This window comes from Streptomyces sp. NPDC038200 (genome assembly GCF_055600785.1).
The window spans coordinates 17,072-34,270 of record NZ_JBVJYH010000003.1; the positions used below are offsets into that span (position 1 = coordinate 17,072).

A 17,199-nucleotide genomic window follows, 5' to 3' on the forward strand; every position below is an offset into this window, starting at 1 on the left:
GCTGTCATGGGGTCAGCTCGTCCTGCCCAGAGCACGCTGCACGAGATCGGCAACGTCCATGGCGTCGATCAGGGTCTCGTCGTCCTCGTCCGGGGCCGCCGCTTCGGGCGCTTGCGACGCCGGAGCGTCCTCGGTGTCCACGAGGCCGAGCAGGGTGTCCAGGACGCCGGCTTCCCTGAACCGGGCGAGGGGGACGGTGGCGAGGGCTCGCCTGATGTCGTCCTCCCGCCCGTCGAGCCCGTCGTCGGCGTCCCGCAGCAGCTCGGAGCGCAGGTAGCCGACGAGGGCGTCCGGCGTGGGGTAGTCGAAGATGAGCGTGGCGGGCAGCCGCAGACCGGTCGCCACGTGCAGGCTGTTGCGCAGGTTGACGGCCGCGAGCGAGTCGAAGCCGACCTCCTGGAAGGCCTGCAGGGGTCCTATGCTCTCGGCGCCGCTGTGTCCGAGGACGGTGGCGGCGTGTCCGCACACCAGCCGGAGCAGGATGCGGTTCTGCTCGGCCTCGGGGACGTCGCGCAGGGAGTCCACGAGACCGGCGGTGGTGTCGCCGTTCTCGGTGTCCGGCTGGGTGGCCCGCAGGGCGGCCTGCGCTTCGGGCAGGTCGGCGAAGAGCGGGCTGGGCCGCACCGAGGTGAACGCCGGGATGAAGGCGTCCCAGTCCATGTCGACCACCGTGACGGCCTTCTCCTGGGCCTGGACGGCCTGTTCGAAGGCGGTGACGGCGATCTGCGGGACCATCGGCAGGACACCGCGCCGGCGCAGCTGGGTGAGGGTGTCCTCGTCCATGCCGACGCCGATCTCGTCCAGGGCGCCCCAGGCGATCGCGGTGGCCGGGTGGCCCTGGCCGCGGCGCCATTCCACGAGGGCGTCGAGCACGGCGTTGGCCGCGCCGGACGGGCCCTGTCCGCCACCGCCCCAGACACCGGCGATCGAGGAGAACACGACGAACGCGTCGAGCGGGGTGTCCGCGAACCGCTCGGCGAGCCAGCGGGCCGTGTCCACCTTGGCCTCGAACACCTCGGTGAGTTCGGGTACGCCGGTGTCGTCCACGGAGGTGGTCCGGGCGATGTCGGCGGTGTGTACGACGGCGGTGAGCGGCTGGTCGGCGGGGGTCTCGTCGAGGAGGGCCCCGATCGCGGTCCGGTCGGTGTCGGCGCAGGCCACGATGGTCGTGCCGGTGTCGAGGGCGGTCACTTCGGCGGTGAGCCGGGTGAGCGCGTCCTCGGGGGCGGCGGCCGTGGTGGTGATGAGGAGCCGCTGGGCGCCGGACCGGGCGAGCCAGAGGGTGGCGTGCCGGCCGAGGCCCTCGGCGCCGCCGGTCACCAGGACGGTGCCGCGGGGCTGCCAGCCGGAGCCGGCGGCCGGGTCGGGGGCGGTCTTGCGCAGCAGCCTGCGGGTGTGCACACCGGACCTGCGCACGGCCAGCTGGTCGTCGTCGCCGGGGGCGTCGAGCGCGGCGAGCAGATGGCGGACGGCACGGGCGTCGATGGTGGCGGGCAGGTCGATCAGCCCGCCCCAGCGGTCGCCGCGTTCCAGGGCGGCGGCCCGGCCGATGCCCCAGACGGCCGCCTGGGCCGGGGAGGTGACGGTGTCCTGGACGCCGGCGCTGACGGCGCCCCGGGTCAGGGACCACAGCGGCTGGGTGGCACCGGCGTCGCCGAGCGCCTGCACCAGCGCGAGCGTGGCCGCGGTCAGCGGGACGGGGTCCTGCGCGCCGCCCTCGCCGCCCGGGTCGGCCGGGTCGAGCGCGAGCAGCGACAGCACGCCGGCCAGTTCGTGTTCGGCGAGGACGGCCGGGAGGCGTGCGCCGAGCCGGTCGCGGGTGGCGTCGGCCGCCGCGACCTCCAGCGGGACGATGTCGAGGCCCTGCGCGGTGAGTTCCCGCAGCAGCACGTCCGTCGGGGAGCCGTCCTGCCCGTCCGCCGGTACGACGGCCAGCCAGGTGCCGCCGGGGACGCCGGCGCCTTCCTGGTCGAGCGGTCGCCAGGTGACGTGGTAGCGCAGCTTCTCGGCCGCCGACCGTTCCCGCCGCCGGCCGCGCCAGTCGGCCAGCACGGGGACGACGGTGCGCAGCGCGTCGCGCTGGTCGGCGGCGGCCAGGTCGAGCAGGCGGGCGAGGGAGTCGGCGTCGGCCTGTTCGACCGCGGTCCAGAAGTCGGTCTCGGCGCCCTCGGCGGCGGGGGCGTCGTCCGTGGTGGTCTCCGCCTCCCGCAGCCAGAAGTGCTGCCGGTCGAAGGCGTACGTCGGCAGGTCCACCCGGGCGTCGCGGGCCTCGGCGGGCAGCATGCCCGTCCAGTCCACGGCGACGCCCTTGACGAACAGCTCCGCCATCGACGCCAGCAGTCGTCGCGGGCCGCCCTCGTCGCGGCGCAGCGAGCCGGCGGCGACGGCCCGGAGCCGGATGTTGTCGTCCGCGGCCTCGTCGAAGATCTCGTTCACGGGCTGGACGAGCACCGGGTGCGCGCTGGATTCGACGAACACCGTGTGGCCCTCGGCGAGGAGGGTGGCGACGGCCGGACCGAAGCGGACCTGACCACGCAGGTTGCGGTACCAGTAGCCGCCGTCCAGCACGCCCGCCTCCCGCACCCACGCACCGGTCACCGTCGAGAAGAACGGCACCACCGGAGCCTGGCTGCGGATGTCGGCGAAGGCCTTGGCCAACGCCCCCTCGATCGCCTCGACATGCCGGGTGTGGGAGGCGTAGTCCACCGCGACCCGGCGGACGCGTACGCCGTCGGCCTCCAGTGCCGCCAGCGCCTCGTCCAGCGCCTCCGCATCCCCCGCGACCACGACCGACGACGGTCCGTTGACCGCCGCGAGCTCGACGCGCCCTGCCCACGGGGCGATCCGTGCGAGCGCGTCCGTCTCCGCGAGCATCACCGAGGCCATGCCGCCCCGCCCGGCCAGTTCACCGGCGATCACCTGGCTGCGGACGGCCACGATCCGCGCCGCGTCCTCCAGGGACAGCGCCCCGGCGACACAGGCGGCCGCGATCTCGCCCTGCGAGTGGCCGACCACCGCGTCCGGTACGACGCCCACGGACGCCCAGACGGCGGACAGGCCGACGTTGACGGCGAAGCTCGCCGGCTGCACGACGTCCACCCGGTCCAGCAGGTCGACGTCACCGCGCAGGACGGCCTTCAGGTCCCACTCCACCCAGGGCTCCAGGGCCCGGGCGCACTCCTCGATCCGCTCCGCGAACACGGGCGAGGACTCCAGCAGTTCCCGGCCCATCCCCAGCCACTGCGAACCCTGACCGGGGAAGACCAGCACGGTCCTGCCGGGGCCGCCGGAGCCGGCGACGGTTCCGGTGACGACGAGGGGGCTGCTCTCGCCGCGGGCCAGCGCGCCCAGTCCGGTCAGTGCCTCCTCGCGGGAACCGGCGACGAGCACGGCCCGTTCGGAGAGCAGGGCCCGCCGGGAGACGAGCGCGCCCGCGATCTCGGCCGGTGCCGCGCCGAGGTCCGTGACCGTTGCCGCGAGGCGTCCGGCCTGGGCGGCGAGGGAGGCGGTGCTGCGGGCCGAGACCACCAGCGGTACGACGCCGTCGGGGACCGTCGGCCGGGTGACCGGCTCGGTCTCGGGTGCCTCCTCCAGGATGACGTGCGCGTTGGTGCCGCTCGCGCCGAACGAGGAGACGGCGGCCCGGCGCGGCCTGCCGTCGCGGACCCACTCCCGGGGTTCGGTGAGCAGTTCGACCGCGCCCGCCGACCAGTCCGCCTGGGCGGTGGGCTCGGTGACGTTGAGGGTGGCGGGCAGGATGCCGTGCCGCATCGCCTCCACCATCTTGATCACACCGGCGACACCGGCGGCGGCCTGGGTGTGCCCGATGTTGGACTTCACCGAGCCGAGCCACAGCGGCTTGTCGGCGTCGCGGTCCTGGCCGTAGGTGGCCAGCAGGGCCTGGATCTCGATCGGGTCGCCGAGGACGGTGCCGGTGCCGTGGCCCTCCACGGCGTCCACGTCGGCGGGGGTCAGCCCGGCCGCGGCCAGCGCGCCGCGGATCACGCGCTGCTGGGAGGGGCCGTTCGGGGCGGTCAGGCCGTTGGAGGCGCCGTCCTGGTTGATCGCGCTGCCGCGCAGGACCGCCAGCACGCGGTGACCGTTGCGCTGTGCCTCCGACAGCCGCTCCAGCAGGACCACGCCGACGCCCTCGGCCCAGCCGGTGCCGTCGGCGGTGGCGGAGTAGGCCTTGCAGCGGCCGTCGGCGGACAGGCCGCGCTGCCGGGAGAACTCCAGGAAGGCGTCGGGGCTGGCCATGACGGTGGCGCCGCCGGCGAGGGCGAGGGAGCACTCGCCGCTCCGCAGCGCCTGGGCCGCGAGGTGCATGGCGACCAGGGAGGAGGAGCAGGCGGTGTCCACGGTCACCGCGGGACCCTCGAAGCCGAACACGTACGACACCCGGCCCGAGGCCACGCTGGCGGCCGTACCGGTCATGGTGTAGCCCTGGACGTCCTCGGGCACCTGGCGCAGCCGGGTCACGTAGTCGTGGTGGACGATGCCGGTGAACACGCCGATGTCCTGGCCGCGGGTGGACAGGGGGTCGATGCCGGCCCGTTCCATGGCCTCCCAGGAGGTCTCCAGCAGCAGCCGCTGCTGCGGGTCCATGGCCAGGGCCTCGCGGGGCGAGATGCCGAAGAGTCCGGCGTCGAACCGGCCGGCGTCGTGCAGGAAGCCGCCGGCCCGGGTGTAGCTGGTGCCGGGGTGGGCCGGGTCGGGGTGGTAGAGCTTGTCGATGTCCCAGTCGCGGTCGGCGGGGAAGCCGGAGATGGCGTCGCGCCGGTCCATGACGAGCTGCCAGAGTTCCTCGGGGCTGGTGACACCGCCGGGCAGCCTGCTGCTCATGGCGATGATGGCGATCGGCTCGTCCGGGTCCGCGGTGCCGCGCCGGGTGACGGCGGGGATCTCCGGGCGGGTGCCGAGGAGTTCGCCGCGCAGGTGGTCGGCGAGCAGGGCCGGGGTCGGGTGGTCGAAGACCAGGCTGCTGGGCAGGCTGACGCCGGTGAAGTCGTGCAGCCGGTTGCGGAGTTTGACGGCGGTGAGCGAGTCGAAGCCGAGGTTCTTGAACGGCTGTCCCTCGTCGAAGCCGTCGGTGTCGCGGTGTCCGAGGACGACCGCGGCGCTCTCCCGGACCAGGTCCAGCAGGATCCGGCGCTGTTCGGCGTCGGCGAGACCGGCCAGCCGGACGGCCAGTTCGTTGCCGTCGCCGGCCGGTTCCCGGCGGATGACCCGCCGGGCGGGGGCGGGAGCGAGGGCGGAGGCCGGGGACGGGGCGCGGTCGGCGGTCGTACGGCCGGCCCCGGGTGCCGTGGGCCGGCCGGTGGTGGCCGGTGTCCCGGAACCGGCGTCGGCGGCCTCGGTGGATTCGGCGTCGGGGACGGCGGCGACGGTTCCGCCGGCCGTGTGCGTCAGCGGGCCGAGCAGGGCCACGGGGCGGCCGGCCGGGTCGGCCAGCTCCACCAGGTGTCCGCCGTCGGCGTCCGGGGTGACGCGCACCCACAGTTCGGTGGCGCCCACCGCGTACACGGCGAGGGCGGCACAGCCGGCCAGGGAGCCGTTGTCCGCGCCGGGGTGCGCGGCCTCGGCGGCGACCCGCAGGGCCATGTCGAGCAGGACGGGGTGGAGGGTGAACGCCTCCGCCTCGGCGTCGAGTCCGGCCGGCAGCGCGATGTCGGCGAGGATCCGGCCGTCCTTCCGCCACACGCCGCGCACCCCGGCCAGGGCGTGGTCCTCGCCCGGCTCCTCGGGCCGGCCGAGCGGGTCGAAGGCGTGCCGCGGGACGCCGGGCACCAGCGTGGCACGGGCGTGCCGGAGCCATGGCTCGCCGTCCCGTCCGGCCGGCCGGCTGTGCACGGCGGCGCCGCGCACTCCGTCGGGTCCGGGTGCGTCCACGAAGACGCGCAGCTGGACGTCGCCGTGCGCGGGGACGACGAGGGGCGCGTCGAGGGTGATGCCCTCGACGGTGCCGCCGCCGGCCTCGTCGCCGGCCCGGACCAGCAGTTCCAGCAGTACGGCGGCCGGTACGGTCACCTCGTCGCCGGTGCGCGTGCCGGGGAGCAGCCCGGGGCTGCGCCCGGAGAGCCGGCCGGTGAGGACGACGCCGGTGCCGCCGTGCTCGCCGGGGACCTCCACGACGCCGCCCAGCAGCGGATGGCCGGCGGACCGGGCGCCGAGCGCCTCGGCGTCGGAGGCCGCGCCGCCCTCCACCCAGTACCGCTGGTGCTGGAAGGCGTAGGTGGGCAGGTCGGGGCCGACGGCCGGCGCCGGGCGGCCGAGGACGGCGGTCCAGTCGACCGGTACGCCTCGCACATGGAGTTCGGCGAGCGCGGTGCGGACGGCGGTGTCCTCGGCGGTGTCGCGGCGCAGCGTGCTGACGCAGCCGCGGGTGTCCGGGCCGAGGGTGCCGAGGGCCATGGCGCTGAGGACTCCGCCGGGACCCAGTTCGAGGTGGGTGGCCGCGCCCTGGTCGCGCAGGGCGGTGACGGCGTCGGCGAACCGCACGGCGTGCCGGGCCTGGTCGACCCAGTATTCGGGGGTGGCGAGCAGTCCGTCCTCGGCGAGCGCGCCGGTGAGCGTGGAGACGACGGGCACGGTCCCGGACCGGTAGCGGAGCCGGGCGGCGACGGCGCGCAGCTCGTCGAGCATCGGTTCCATCAGGGCGGAGTGGAAGGCGTGGCTGACGGACAGCCGCCGGGTCCGGTGGCCGTCCTGGGCGAGGCGCCCGGCGACGGCGAGTACGGCGTCCTCGGCGCCGGACAGGACCAGTGCCCGCGGGCCGTTGACCGCCGCGATCCCGACGGTGCCCGGGTGCTCGGCGAGCAGCGGTGCCACCTCGGCCTCGGTCGCCTCGACGGCGATCATGGCTCCGCCCTCGGGCAGGGCCTGCATCAGCCGGCCGCGGGCCGCGACCAGTTCGCCGGCGTCGGCCAGGTCCAGGACGCCGGCGGCGTGGGCGGCGGCGATCTCGCCGACCGAGTGGCCCGCGAGCAGGTCGGGCCGTACGCCCCAGGAGGCGAACAGCCGGAACAGCGCGGTCTCCAGGGCGAACAGCGCGGCCTGGGTGTAGAGGGTCTGGTCGAGCAGGGCGGCCCGGTCGGTGCCGGGCTCGGCGAAGACCACCTCGCGCAGGGGGTGGGCGAGGTCGTGCAGGTGTCGTTCCACGGCGGCGCAGGCGGCGTCGAAGGCGTCGCGGAACACCGGGTGGGCGGCGGCGAGTTCTCGGCCCATGCCGGCCCACTGGCTGCCCTGTCCGGTGAACAGGAAGGCGAGTTTGCCGTCGGCGGGGGTGCCGGTGACGGTGTCCGCGTCGGCGGTGCCGTCGGCGAGAGCGCGCAGGGACGCGGCCAGTCCCTCCCGGCCGGCGGCCAGGACGACCGCGCGGTGGTCGAGGTGGGCGCGGGCGGTACCGAGCGCGTGGGCCGTCGCCCCGAGCGGCGTGCCGGCGCGGTCCGTCACCCAGTCCGCGAGCCGGGCGGCCTGGCCGCGCAGTCCGGCGGCGGTGCGCGCGGAGACGGGGAACAGGACGAGACCGTCCTGGGCGGCGTCCGGCGATTCCTGCGCGGCACCTGCGTCCGCGGTTTCCCGCGCGGCACCGGCGTCCGCCGTTCCCAGCGCGGTGCCGCCCGCGGGCAGTTCGAGGGGGGTCTGCTCCAGGACCAGGTGGGCGTTGGTGCCGCCGATGCCGAAGGCGGAGACGCCGGCGCGGCGCGGGCGGCCGGTCTCCGGCCAGGGCTGCGCCTCGGTGAGCACCCGCACCGCGCCCGCCGACCAGTCCACGTGACCGGAGGGCCGGTCCACGTGCAGGGTGCGGGGCAGGAGGCCGTGCCGCATCGCCATGACCATCTTGATGACGCCGGCGACACCGGCGGCGGCCTGGGTGTGCCCGAGGTTGGACTTCACCGAGCCGATCCACAGCGGCTCCTCGCGGTCCTGCCCGTAGGTGGCGAGGAGGGCCTGCGCCTCGATCGGGTCGCCGAGGACCGTGCCCGTGCCGTGCGCCTCGACCGCGTCGACCTCGGACACCGACAGTCCGGCGTTCGCGAGGGCCTTGCGGATCACCCGCTGCTGGGACGGGCCGTTGGGGGCGGTCAGGCCGTTGGACGCGCCGTCCTGGTTGACCGCGCTGCCCCGGATCACCGCGAGGACCTGGTGGCCCCGCCGTTCGGCCTCCGAGAGCCGCTCGACCAGCAGCACGCCCACGCCCTCGGACCATCCGGTGCCGTCCGCGCCGTCGGCGAACGCCTTGCACCGTCCGTCGGGGGCCAGACCGCGCTGCCGGGAGAACTCGACGAACGTCTCGACGTTGCCCATGACCATCACGCCGCCGGCGAGCGCCATGGAGCACTCCCCGTTACGCAGTGCCTGGGCCGCCAGGTGCAGGGCGACCAGGGAGGAGGAGCAGGCGGTGTCGATCGTGACGGCCGGGCCCTCGAAGCCGAAGTGGTAGGCGACGCGGCCCGACACGACGCTGCCGGAGCCGCCGGTGAGACGGAAGCCCTCGGCGTCGGCCGAGTGGTGCATCCGTACGGTGTAGTCGTGGCTGTTGACGCCGACGAACACCCCGATGTCCCGGCCGCCCAGCCCGGTGGGGTCGATCGCGGCGCGTTCGAACGCCTCCCAGGACGTCTCCAGCAGCAGCCGCTGCTGCGGGTCCATGGCGAGGGCCTCGTTCGGGGAGATGCCGAAGAAGGCGGCGTCGAAACCGGGCGCGTCGTCCAGGAACGCGCCGTGCCGCACATAGGTCGTGCCGGCGTTGTCGGGGTCGGCGTCGTAGAGCCGGTCGATGTCCCAGCCCCGGTCGTCGGGGAACTCGGTGACGGCGTCGACCTCGTCGGCGACGACCCGCCACAGGTCCTCGGGGCTGTGCACCCCGGCGGGGAAGCGGCAGGCCATCGCGACGATCGCGATCGGGTCGTCCGCCGCGGCGGGTCCGGCGGCGGGCGCCGGGCCGGCGGTCGCGGTGGCGGTGTCGCCGACGAGCCGGGCCCGCAGGTGCTCGGCGAGCGCGGTCGGCTTCGGGTAGTCGAAGACGACGGCCGACGGCAGCGTGAGACCGGTGGCGGTCGCCAGCCGGTTGCGCAGTTCCACCGCGGTCAGCGAGTCGAATCCGGCGTCCTTGAAGGCCCGGTCGGCGCGGACCGCGTCGGCGGTGCCGTGGCCGAGGACGTCGGCGGCGTTGCGCCGCACGAGGTCCAGCAGCAGCGCGCTCTGGGCCGCCGGGTCCAGCGCGCCGACACGGTCGCGCAGGCCGCCGTGGTCCGTGGTGCCGGCGGCGCGGGCCAGTGACCGGGGCGCGGGCGCGAGGCCCCGCAGCAGGGGCGCGACGGGCGCGGTGCGGGCCGCCGCGCGGAGGGCGGGCAGGTCCAGTTTGGCGGCCACCAGGGCGGCGGGCAGTCCGCTGCCGGGGCGCAGGGCGAGGTCCAGCAGCGCCATGCCCTCGGCCGCGGACAGCGCGGCCATGCCGAGCCGCCGGTTGCGGTGCAGGTCGGTGGCGCCGAGGTGCCGGGTCATGCCGCTGGCCCGCTCCCAGTAGCCCCACGCGAGCGAGATGCCGGGCAGTCCCTGTTCGCGGCGGTGCCGGGCGAGTGCGTCCAGTGCGGCGTTGGCGGCGGCGTAGTTGGCCTGGCCGGGGTTGCCGAACACGTTGGCGGCCGAGGAGAACAGGACGAACGCCGCGAGGTCGCGGTCCCGTGTCAGCTCGTGCAGCAGCAGGGCCGCGTCCAGTTTGGGCCGCAGCACGGTGTCGAGGCGGTCCGGGGTGAGCGCGGTGACCACGCCGTCGTCCAGGACACCGGCGGTGTGCAGGACGGCGGTCAGCGGGTGGGCGGCGGGCACCGCGTCCAGGACGGCGGCGAGCCGCTCCCGGTCGGCGGTGTCGCAGGCGACGAGGGTGACGGTGGCGCCCAGCTCGGTCAGCTCCTCGGACAGCGTGACCGCGCCGTCCGCCGCGGGACCGCGCCGGCTGATCAGGAGCAGATGGCGGACACCGTGCCGGGTGACCAGGTGCCGGGCGGTCAGCGCGCCGAGTGTGCCGGTGCCGCCGGTGATCAGCACGGTCCCGTCCGGATCGAGTGCCCGGCCGGGCCGCGCGGCACCACTCTCCCCCGCCGGCCCGTCGGTCCGGGCCAGCCGGGGCACCTCGGCACCCGCGGCCCCGACGCGTATCACCGGTTCGCCGCAGGCGAGCAGGCCGGGCAGGACGGCGCGGACCGCCGCGTCGAGGTCCTGCCGGTCGTCCGGGCCGTCGTCCTGCCCGTCGTTGTCGGGGCCGTCGAAGTCGACGAGCACGACACGGTCGGGGTGCTCGGACTGCGCCGAGCGCAGCAGTCCCCGGACGGCGGCCGTGGCGAGGCCCGTGCCGTCCGCGCGCGTGGCCACGACCAGCCGGGTGCGCTCCAGGGCGGGTTCGGCCAGCCACGCCTGGAGGACGGCGAGCGCGGCGGCGAGCGCGGTCCGCGGATCGGTGATCGCGGGGTCGACCGTGTACAGCAGGGCGTCCGCGTCCGCCGCTCGGGCGGTGACGTCTTCGGCGGTCCGTACGCTGACGGCGGTCGGCGTGGCGTCGCCGGCCGGCAGCGGCAGCCCCGTCCAGTCGACGTGGAACAGCGCGTCCTGGGTGAGGGCCTCGGCGAGCCCGGCGCGCGCCGGGTCGAACGGCTCCGCCAGCACCGCGCCGACGGCCAGCACGGGCCGCCCGGCCGGGTCGGTCAGCTCGAACCGGGTGCCCTCCGCCGCCGTCTCGACCGACCGCACGGTGACGGTGGTCGCGCCGGACGCGTGCAGGCTGACACCGCGCCAGGTGACCGCGAGGCTCCCGGCGGGCAGCGTCGTCCGCACGGCCGCGTCGAGCAGCGTGGGGTGCACGCCGTATCGGTCGGCGTCCCCGGCGAACTCCCCGAGGGCCACCTCGGCAGCGGGCCCGCCGGCCGGCCGGTCGTCGCCCGCGGACGGCTCGGCGGGTGCGAGCCTGCCGTGCGCGTGCCGCGTCCAGGCGGCGTCCAGCGCGGAGTCGTCCGCGCGCGAGTACACCTCGATCGTGCGCCGCCCGGTGTCGTCGGGCTCGCCGACCACGGTCTGCACGCCCCGGCCGCCGCGTACCGGAAGGACCACGGGCCGGTCGACGGTCAGCTCCTCCACCACCGGCGCACCGGCCTCGTCGCCGAGCCGGACGGCCAGTTCGACCAGAGCCGCGTTCGGCACCAGGACCGCGTCGTCCCCGACGAGATGTTCGGCCAGCCACGGCTGCGAGTGCAGCGACCAGCGCGAGGTCGTCAGGAATCCCCCCGAGGGCAGTGCCACCACGGCGCCGAGCAGGGGATGGTCGGCACCGGTCTGCCCGAGCGAGGCGGCGTCGGCCGCGGGGGCGGTCTTCAGCCAGTAGTGGCGGTGGTCGAAGGCGTACGTGGGAAGCTCCACCTGTGCGGCATCGGCGCCCTCGGGCAGGACGCCCGTCCAGTCGACCGCCACACCCCGGACGAACACCTCGGCCATCGACGTCAACAGCCGTCGCAGCCCGCCCTCCTCACGACGCAGCGAGCCACCGACGACCGCCTCGGACTCCGCCTCGTCGACGATCTCGTTGATCGGCTGGACGAGCACCGGATGCGCGCTGGACTCGATGAAGACCGTGTGCCCCTCGGCCAGAAGGGTGGCGACGGCCGGGCCGAAACGGACCTGACCACGCAGGTTGCGGTACCAGTAACCACCATCGAGCACGCCCGCCTCACGCACCCACTCACCGGTCACCGTCGAGAAGAACGGCACCACCGGAGCCTGACTACGGATCTCCGTGAACGCCTCCGCCAACGCCCCCTCGATCGCCTCCACATGACGCGTGTGGGAGGCGTAGTCCACCGCGACCCGACGCACCCGTACGCCGTCGGCCTCCAGCGCCGCCAACGCCTCGTCCAACGCCTCCGCATCACCCGCGACCACGACCGACGACGGCCCGTTGACCGCGGCGACCTCGACGCGCCCCTCCCAGGCGGCGATCCGCTCGGCCGCCTCGGCCTCGGACAACGCCACCGACGCCATACCACCCCGGCCCGCCAACTCACCGGCGATCACCTGGCTGCGGACGGCCACGATCCGCGCCGCGTCCTCCAGGGACAGCGCCCCGGCGACACAGGCGGCCGCGATCTCGCCCTGCGAGTGGCCGACCACCGCGTCCGGTACGACGCCCACGGACGCCCAGAGAGCGGCCACGCCGATCATCACCGCGAAGCTCGCCGGCTGCACCACGTCGACCCGGCCCATCAGGTCGGCGTCACCACGCAGGACGGCCTTCAGGTCCCACTCCACCCAGGGCTCCAGGGCCCGGGCGCACTCCTCGATCCGCTCCGCGAACACGGGCGAGGACTCCAGCAGCTCCCGGCCCATCCCCAGCCACTGCGAACCCTGACCGGGGAAGACCAGCACCGTCCGCCCGGACGCACCCGAGGCGCCGCTCACCAGACCGGCGGCCGACTCACCCCGGGCCAGCGCGGCCAGCCCCGCCACCGCCTCGTCCCGCGAGCCGGCGAGAACCACGGCCCGCTCCGCGAACACCGCCCGACGACCCGACAACGCCCCCGCGACCTCCCCGAGCGACACCTCCGTGTCACCCACGAACGCCGCCAACCGCTCCGCCTGACCCGCCAGCGAACCCACCGACGCCGCCGACACCACCAACGGCAGGACTCCGTCGTGCGGCTCCCGGGGGGCCGTCGGCTCCTGCGGCGCCTGCTCCAGGATCACGTGCGCGTTCGTGCCGCTCACGCCGAACGAGGAGACACCGGCCCGGCGCGGACAGCCTGCGGTCCCCGGCCACGCGCGCGACTCGGTGAGCAGTTCGACTGCGCCGGCCGACCAGTCGACCTGGGAGGAGGGGGCGTCGACGTGCAGCGTGGCCGGGAGTACGCCGTGCCGCATCGCCTGGATCATCTTGATGACGCCGGCGACACCGGCGGCGGCCTGCGTGTGCCCGATGTTCGACTTCAACGAGCCCAGCCACAGCGGGTGTTCACGGTCCTGGCCGTAGGTGGCGAGGAGCGCCTGCGCCTCGATCGGGTCGCCGAGGGTGGTTCCGGTCCCGTGGCCCTCGACCGCGTCGACGTCCGCCGTGGTCAGTCCCGCGTCGGCCAGCGCCTTGCGGATGACGCGCTGCTGGGAGGGGCCGCTCGGGGCCGTGAGGCCGTTGGAGGCGCCGTCCTGGTTGACCGCGCTGCCCCGGACCACCGCGAGGACGCGGTGCCCGTTGCGCCGGGCCTCCGAGAGGCGTTCGAGGACGAGGACTCCGGCGCCCTCGGCCCAGCCGGTGCCGTCGGCCGCGTCCGCGTACGACTTGCAGCGGCCGTCGGAGGCCAGGGCGCGCTGCCGGGAGAACTCGACGAAGGTGCCCGGGGTGGCCATGACGGTGGCGCCGCCGGCCAGGGCCATGGTGCACTCCCCGCGGCGCAGGGCCTGTGCGGCCAGGTGGAGGGCGACCAGGGAGGAGGAGCAGGCGGTGTCCACGGTCACCGCGGGGCCTTCGAGGCCGTACACGTAGGCGATCCGGCCGGAGGCCACGCTGGAGGCGGTGCCGGTGGTCACGAAGCCTTCGAGTTCCGCGGGGACCTCGCCGCCGGAGCCGTACTGCTGGCCCATGACCCCGGCGAACACGCCGACGTCCGTGCCCTTCAGCGTCAGCGGGTCGATGCCCGCCCGCTCCAGCGCCTCCCAGGAGGTTTCGAGGAGCAGCCGCTGCTGGGGGTCCATCGCCAGCGCCTCGCGCGGCGAGATGCCGAAGAAGTCCGCGTCGAACCCGCCGGCGTCCGTCAGGAATCCGCCCCGGTCGACGTAGGACGTGCCGGTCTTCTCCGGGTCCGTGTCGAACAGGCGGTCGAGGTCCCAGCCCCGGTCGGCCGGGAAGGCGGAGACGGCGTCCCGGCCCGCGGCGAGCAACTGCCAGAGCTCGTCGGGGGTGTTGACGTCGCCGGGGAGTCGGCAGGCCATGCCGACGACGGCGATCGGCTCCTGCGGGTCCGCTTCCGCCGCCGGCCGTTCCGGCCGGGCCGGGGTGTCGTCCGGGCCGAGGAGCGCGCGGCGCAGGTGGGCCGCCAGTTCCCGGGGGGTGGGGTGGTCGAAGGTCACGGTGGTGGGCAGCCGGAGCCCGGTGCGCTCGGTCAGCCGGTCGCGCAGGGCGACGACGGCCACCGAGGTCAGGCCGAGGTCGCGGAAGGCGCGGCCGGCCGGGAGGGGGGCGGTGTCGGGGCCGTGGAGGACGCCGGCGGCCTGCTCTCCGACCAGTCGTTCGAGGAGGGCGAGCTGGGCCCGCTCGTCCAGGCCGGTCAGCCGGGTGCGCAGGGCGGCGGTGACGGCTTCGTCGGGGCGGACCTGCGGGGCCGGCGGCTCGGTCAGGGCGCGCAGGAGCGCGGGGACCGGCCGGGACGGGTCGGGCAGGGCCGGGCGGGGCGCGAGGAGGGCCGGGGCCCGGCCGGCGAGGAGCACGTCGAACGCGGCCAGGAGGTCGGCGATGCGGGTCGTGTCGTCGTCGGTGGCCCGGACCAGGGTGGCGGCGGGCCGGCCCCGCAGCCGGCGGGCGTGCGTGACCGCCTCGGTGAGGGCGGCGCGCACGGCACGGTCCGGGTCGCCGGGGGCGCCCAGGGTCGCGGAGCCGTCGGTGACGGTGAGGAACTCCTCCGCCTCGTCGGTGAGTTCGTCGAGTGTGCGGGCCAGGGCGGGGTCGTCGGCGGTGTGCACCACCGCTGTCACGGGGTGGACGTCCGCCAGGGCCGCGCGCAGGTCGGCCGCCTGGGCGGTGACGTCGACGGTGTGGGTGCCGGCGGGCCAGGCGTCCGGGTCGGTGCGGTCGGCCGTGCCGGGTGCGTGGACGAGCAGCAGCCGCGCGGCCCCGTGCACCGCGGCGAGGTGGTGGGCGAGGGCGGCGCCGAAGGGCGTGTCGGTGCCGGTGACGACGACGGTTCCGGGGCGGTCGAGGGCGGCGGCGGGGCGCGGGCGGCCGTCGACCGGGGTGCGCAGCAGCCGGGGTACGAGCAGTTCGCCGCCCCGGACGGCCAGTTGGGGCTCGCCGGAGGCGACGGCGGCGAGGAGTGCCGCCGCGCTCTCCTCCGGTCCGCCGGCGTCGAGGTCGATGACGGCGGGCTCCCCCCGCCCGTCCGCCTGGAGCGACCGTACGGCGGCCCACAGCGCGGCCCCCACGGGGTCGGGGGCGACATCGCCGGCGGGTGTGGCCGCCCGGGTGAGGACCACCGCCTCGGCGGGCGCGTCCTCGCCGGTCAGCCGGTCGGTGAGGAGCCGGGTGACGGTGGCGGGGTCGGCGGAGGCGGACGGCGGCAGCAGGACGGTCAGGCCGGGGTCGGTGCCGGCCGCGGACGCCGGGTCGGGATGGAGTTCCGCGTGCACCCCGGCCGCGCGCAGTGCGTCGGTGAGTCCGGTGCCGTCCTCGCCGATGAGCGCCCACCGCTGCGGGAGTTCGCCGCCGGGGCCGGCCGGGGCGGGGACCCACGTGGGGGTCAGCAGCGTGTCGTGGTGGCCGTCGGCCGTGTGCCGCGGCCAGTACGGCTGGGCGGCGAGCAGCCGGCGGACGATCTTGCCGGAGGGGGTGCGCGGGATGCCGGAGACCTCGTGGATCCGCTCGGGGATCTTGTAGGCGGAGAGCCGGGCGCGGCAGTGGTCGAGCAGGGCGGGCAGGTCCAGGCCCTCGGGTCCGGGGACCAGCCAGGCGACGGGGACCTCGCCGAGGGTGTCGTGGGCGGCTCCGGCGACTCCGGCGTCGGCGACCCCGGGGGCGGTGCGCAGGACCGCTTCGACCTCGTCGGGGTGGATGTTCTCGCCGCCGCGGATGATCAGGTCCTTGAGCCGGCCGCAGACGGTGAAGTATCCGGCCTCGTCCCGGCGGGCCAGGTCGCCGGTGCGGAACCAGCCGTCGCGCAGGGCGGCGCGGGTCGCCTCGGGGCTGTTGTGGTAGCCGACCATGACGTTGGGTCCGCTGACCCAGACCTCGCCCTCCTGTCCGGTGGGCACGTCGCGTCCGGTGTCGGGGTCGACGATGCGGACGTCGACGCCCGGCACGGGCAGGCCGCAGGAGCCCTCGACGCGGGCGCCGTCCGGCGGGTTCATGGTGATCGCGCCACAGGTCTCGGTGGAGCCGTAGGCGTCGACCAGCGGGACGCCGAAGGTCTCCTCGAAGGAGCGGCGCAGCTCGGAGCCGGTGACGGCACCGCCGACGAGCCCGATGCGCAGGTCGGGCAGGGACAGACCGGTGCGGCGGGCGGTGGTGACGAGGTGGTGGTAGGTGGTGGGGACACCGGCGAGGAAGGTGGCCTTCTCGGAGCGGAGCAGGTCCAGCACGTCGTCGGCGGAACTGCCGTCCGTGATGCGGGCGGTGGCCCCGACGGAGGTCACGGACAGCACGCAGGCGATGTGGGACAGGCTGTGGAAGAGCGGCAGCGGCCACACGACCCGGTCGTCCTGGCGCAGGTCCGGGATGGGGACGTAGCTGGCGGCGACCGACCACAGGCAGTTGCGCTGGGTGGACAGCACGCCCTTGGGGCGCCCGGTGGTGCCGGACGTGTAGAACATCCAGGCCACCTCGTCCAGGCTGAGGTCGTCCGGGGCGGGCGTGCCGGGGTCGGTGACGGCGAGGTCGTCGTAGGCGTGGGCGCCCGGCGGGACCGAGGCGGTGCCGGCGATCAGGACGGTCGTGTCCGGGGCGGTGGACGACACCCCCTGCAGAAACGTCACTGCACCGCTTGCCCCGGCGAGCACGAACCTCGCGCCGCTGTCGGCGAGGAGGTACTCCAGCTCGGCGGGCGCGGAGCGCGGGTTCACCGGCACGCCGACGCCTCCGGCGCGCACGACGGCGAGGTAACCCTCCACCATGGCGACGGAGTTGCCCAGGCAGAGCGCCACCCGGTCGCCGCGGCGCAGCCCCAGCCGGACGAGGTGCCCGGCGAGCCGGCGCGTGCGCGCCTCCAGCTCCGCATAGGTGACCGCGCGCCGGTCGTCGGCGAAGGCGACCTTTTCCGGGATGCGGACAGCGTGCTCGTGCAGCGTGACCGCAAGCGGTGTGACCAGGTCGGGACGCACGCCTCGGACTCCTTCCACAGGGCGGCAGCGGTAAGCGGGAGCAGCAGGTCGGGGGCGGTCACCGGACACGGCACAGACGGCTGTACGGCACTGGACAGCCGGCCGTCGTCCGGAACGACGGAAGCAGACATCCCT

At 75.7% G+C, this 17,199-nt stretch carries 1 protein-coding gene; it reads right to left on the reverse strand.

Translation table 11 applies throughout. From position 1 onward, the window contains the following. Window positions 1-12 precede the first annotated feature (12 nt). Window positions 13-17,064: a type I polyketide synthase gene (locus tag ACZ7KF_RS07535; RefSeq protein WP_471070048.1), complete on the reverse strand. Its 17,052-nt coding sequence runs from the start codon at window positions 17,062-17,064 to the stop codon at window positions 13-15. Window positions 17,065-17,199 lie beyond the last annotated feature (135 nt).